We start from the raw sequence: 4109 nt of genomic DNA, 5'->3' as shown, positions 1-4109 counted from the left end.
GCGCCTGCCGCTGGCCGGGCTTGCCGAGGAGTTCTGCTCATGAGCGATATCGCACTCTCGCTGCGCAAGGCCACAAAACTCTACGCTGGCGTACCCGCCATCGACGGGGTCGACTTCGATCTCCGCCGCGGCGAGATCCACGCACTGGTCGGCGAGAACGGTGCCGGCAAGTCGACCTTGACCAAGGTGATGGCCGGCGTGGTGACGCTGACGTCAGGCACCATGGCGGTCGACGGGGCGGACGTCGCGCCGCGGACGCCACTGGAGGCGCGCAATCTCGGCATCGCCATGGTGTTCCAGGAGAACAGCCTGGTGCCGACCATGACGGTCGCGCAGAATTTGTTTCTCGGCCAGGAGAAGTTCTACAACCGCCTGCGCGGCATCTACATCGCTGCGCAGCAGTTTCTGCAATCGCTCAATTTCGACGTCACGCCGACCGCGACCGTGAGCGGCCTCGGCGCGGCCAAGAAGCAGATGGTGGAGATCGCGCGCGCGGTCCTGCACCGCGCCAAGGTCATCATCTTCGACGAGCCGACCGCGTCGCTGACGCCGGAGGAGAAGAAATACTTCTTCGACCTCGTCCGCGATCTCAAGAAGCGCGGCGTCTCGATCGTCTTCATCTCGCATGCGCTGGAAGAGGCGCTGCTGCTGGCCGACCGCATCACGGTGCTGCGCGACGGCAAGCACGTCGTGACCGACGACGCTGCCAAATTCGACCGCGCGGCGATCATTCAGGCCATGGTCGGGCGCGACCTCTCCAACACACTCTACGGCACGCGGAAGAGCAGCGTCCGGCCGGCGGGCGCGCGCGTGCTGACGGTACAGAATTTGAAGATGGCTCCGATGGTGAAGAACAATTCTCTGTCGGTCTTCGCGGGCCAGATCACCGGCGTGTTCGGCCTGGTCGGCGCGGGCCGCACCGAGACGTTCAAGATCGTCTCCGGCGTGCTCAAGCGCGACTTCTTCCACGGCGGCGAGATTTTGCTGCACGACAAGCCGGTGCGCTACCGGGTGCCGGCGCCCGCAGTGAAGGCCGGCATCGCCTATGTTACCGAAGACCGCAAGGTCGAGGGCTTCTTCGAGACGTCCTCGATCGCCCGTAACATCTATCTCGGACTGCTGTCGAAATTTCCTGGCGGACGCATGCTGCTGTCGCGGAAAGAGACCGACACGATCGGCAAGACCTGGATCGAGAAGCTCAGGGTGCGCGCCATCGGTGACCACGCCAAGGTGGTCGAGCTCTCCGGCGGCAATCAGCAGAAGGTCGTGATCGCAAAATCACTGGTGCAGGAGCCGGACCTGATCATCTTCGATGAGCCGACCCGCGGCGTCGATGTCGGCGCCATCGTCGAGATCCACGAGTTGATCAATCAGCTCGCCGACGAGGGCAAGGCGGTGGTGGTGATCTCGTCCTATCTGCCCGAGATCATGGCGCTCTCCGACCGCATTCTGGTCTCCCGCCAGGGCAAGGTCGTGGAGGAGTTCTCGGCGCTGGATGCGACGGAGGAAAGGATCATGTACGCGGCGATCCACTGAGCATGGCGGTCTACGGCTTTTTCCCTTTCTGCCGCAGCGCCTCGGTCAGGCGCTGCTTCAGTTCGTCGCCGGCCTTCTGGCTGACGTCCTGGCCGATCTGCGCGCTCGCCTGCGCCAGCGCATCCGACTTCTCCAGATATTTCTGTCCGGCCGGCCCGGCATAGAACGCCTCGATCTGCCGCAATTCGTCCGTTGTGAAAGTTGCGGCATAAGCGGCGGCGATCTGGTCGATCATCGCGTTGACGTACGGGGCGTAAATCTCGGCTCCGGGCGCCGTCATCGCGTCATAGTCGCGCTCGATCTCCGGCCGGTCCTGCGCGACCACGGGCCTGAGCTTGAGCAGGAGCTGCGGAAGCGCGTTGCGATACTGGTCCGCGATCCTCAGCGTCACCACGAGCTTGCGCGCCGCGGTCATCGCCTCCGGCGACGGCGGCTCGGCGGAGGCGCCGCCGGCGAGGAGCAGAAGCAGGCCGGCGATCGTCAGCAAACGTCTGGACATGAACCTCTCCACGAGAAGGCGGGCGACGTGTTTCTTCAACGGCTGGCAGGCGCCATGGCGACGGTCGCCGCCGGCGTGCTGTCCGGCGTGACCTCGTCAGGCTCCTCCTCCTCGGTCACTTTCACGAACAGCTCCGGCACCTTGCGGGCGCGGTCGAGCAGCCACGCGGCGCCGATCTGAATCAGGATGCCGGCCAAGGACACGAGGAGCTGCTCCCAGACGCCCTTGGTGTATTGCGTCAGGATCCAGTGCGCGGAGAACGACAGGAATACCCCGAGGCAGAAGATCGGCAGCGAATGCTGGCCGCAGAGAATGACCGGGCGCAGCCATTTCGAATGCAGCGCCTTCCAGTGCCGCGGAACGAAATAGGTCACCCAGATCGCCAGCGCCAGGAAGTGCGTGAAGCGCAGCATGTCGAGGTCGGTCTTGTCGATCGGGTAGATCGCCTTGATCATCCATTTCGGGATCATCGCCTCGAGCGCGTGGATGTGCCAGGTCATCACGATCAGGAGCGCGAAGGCGATCCACGCCGCGGCAAGGCCCATCACCGTCTTCGACCACACCCATGTCGCGACCTTCCCGATCTGGCCGATGCCGCACCAGGCCGCGAACACGAACATCAGCTGCCAGCAGAACGGGTTGAAGTACCAGGTCGTGCCGGGCGGGTAGGAGGCGATGTTCCAGTCGAACCAACGCGACAGCCCATAGAGAACCACGGAGGCGGCGAGCGTCAGGTTCGGCCGGCGCACGAGGCCCCACACGATGAAGGGCGCGGCGAACACCAGCGTGATGTAGAGCGGCAGCACGTCGAGATTGACCGGCTTGTAACGCAGCGAGAGCGCCTGGCCGATCAGGATGTCGGGATGGTCGAGAAAGTTGTGAACGTTGAACTCGTCCGCATACATCGGATTGTCGAACCGCCTGACCGTGCGCGCGATCTGCGCGGTGAACAGCAGGAACAGCATGATGTGGGCGACGTACAGCTCGGCCGCACGCCGCCACAGCCGCTTCAGCGCCGCGATGAACCAGCCGCCGGCGACGATCGGTCCGTAGATCCAGCCGACCAGGTATCCGGAGATGAAGACGAAGAACTCGGCGGCGTCGCTGAAGCCGTAATTGCGCAAGGTCAGCCAGGCCACGACGTCGTGCGGAATGTGGTCGAGGAAGATCATCCACAACCCGATGCCGCGGAACAGATCGAGCCGCAAATCGCGCTCGACCGGCGCCAGGAGTGCCGACTGGTCCCGTGTGATCATGGCCCCCGCCTCTTGCCGTGGGCGTCGCGCCCTCGCGGCGCCGATGAAATCGGATGCTAAAAAATGGACATCAAAAGTCACCTGACCGTCAGGTGAGGCGCAACGGTAGCGGACCTTGGTGCGCGCGCAAGGGACTTCGTCATCACATCTGAAAAGGCCGCCCGCAAACCATGACGAAACAACCCCATGCACAGTAGAAGCGGCACGCTAAGCCATTGTGATAACTAGCAAATAAAAACGTCGCGACGGGCAAAAAATCGACCGTCCGAAGGACGGGGGTCAGATCGGCTGATCGCCCCGGGCGAGTGCCTCGTTCAACATCGCCTCGGCCTTGTGCCGGAGCGGCAGCGCGCCGCTCTCGGAGGCGATCGCGACGGCCGCGCGCAGGGCGACGATGATCGCGGCCTTGTTCGCCGCATCCGTCGGCGGCGTCACCACGGCTTCGCCGAACAGCGCCTCGGCCTCAAGACCGGCAAAGCCCTGCTGCCGGGCGGTGTTGCGCGCCTCGCGCAACATGTTCTGCGCGGCCTGGACGTCGCCGAGGCGATGGGTGGCGAGCGCCAGATAGATCGAGCTGCGCAGCACCGCCGAGGTATAGCCGACCGCCTTGGCCTCCTCGCGCGCCTCGGTCAGCATGCCGCGGGCCCGGTCGAACAGCCCCTGCTCCAGATAGGCAATGCCGAGGTGGCAGGCGAGCACCGGCACGAACAGCCGGATGCCATGCTTCTGCGCCAGCACGAAACCCTCTTCGAGGATGGCGGCGGCCGCGGCCGGATCGTTCTGGCCGAGCTTCAGCCAGCCGCCGCTATAGGCGGCGG

4 protein-coding genes are annotated in these 4109 nt (G+C 64.7%); 1 reads left to right on the top strand and 3 read right to left on the bottom strand.

Annotation, left to right across the window (positions count from 1 at the left end):
- Positions 1-39 precede the first annotated feature (39 nt).
- Entirely contained in the window at positions 40-1536 is a 1497-nt protein-coding gene (locus PMI42_RS07075) for a sugar ABC transporter ATP-binding protein (RefSeq protein ID WP_008132019.1), read from the top strand.
- 10 nt (positions 1537-1546) lie between these two features.
- Here the strand turns inward: PMI42_RS07075 and PMI42_RS07070 are convergent, their stop codons facing one another.
- The 3 genes from PMI42_RS07070 to PMI42_RS07060 form a co-directional block, all read right to left on the bottom strand.
- The gene (locus tag PMI42_RS07070) at positions 1547-2035 is read right to left on the bottom strand and encodes a DUF2059 domain-containing protein (RefSeq protein ID WP_008132017.1); all 489 of its coding nucleotides are present in this window, start codon (positions 2033-2035) and stop codon (positions 1547-1549) included.
- A gap of 35 nt (positions 2036-2070) precedes the next feature.
- The gene (locus tag PMI42_RS07065) at positions 2071-3291 is read right to left on the bottom strand and encodes an OpgC domain-containing protein (protein ID WP_008132016.1); all 1221 of its coding nucleotides are present in this window, start codon (positions 3289-3291) and stop codon (positions 2071-2073) included.
- Between the two features lie 279 nt (positions 3292-3570).
- Positions 3571-4109: tetratricopeptide repeat protein (locus PMI42_RS07060; RefSeq protein WP_008132015.1), on the bottom strand; the 539-nt coding region annotated here is incomplete at its 5' end.

The organism is Bradyrhizobium sp. YR681, from assembly GCF_000282615.1.
Lineage (GTDB): Bacteria > Pseudomonadota > Alphaproteobacteria > Rhizobiales > Xanthobacteraceae > Bradyrhizobium.
This window is presented reverse-complemented; position numbering and strand designations above follow the sequence as displayed.

Bases quoted from the DNA above. Each gene is read 5' to 3' on its own strand.
- PMI42_RS07075 (WP_008132019.1), top strand. From the start codon at position 40: ATGAGCGATATCGCACTCTCGCTGCGCAAGGCCACAAAACTCTACGCT.
- PMI42_RS07070 (WP_008132017.1), bottom strand. From the start codon at position 2,035: ATGTCCAGACGTTTGCTGACGATCGCCGGCCTGCTTCTGCTCCTCGCC.
- PMI42_RS07065 (WP_008132016.1), bottom strand. From the start codon at position 3,291: ATGATCACACGGGACCAGTCGGCACTCCTGGCGCCGGTCGAGCGCGAT.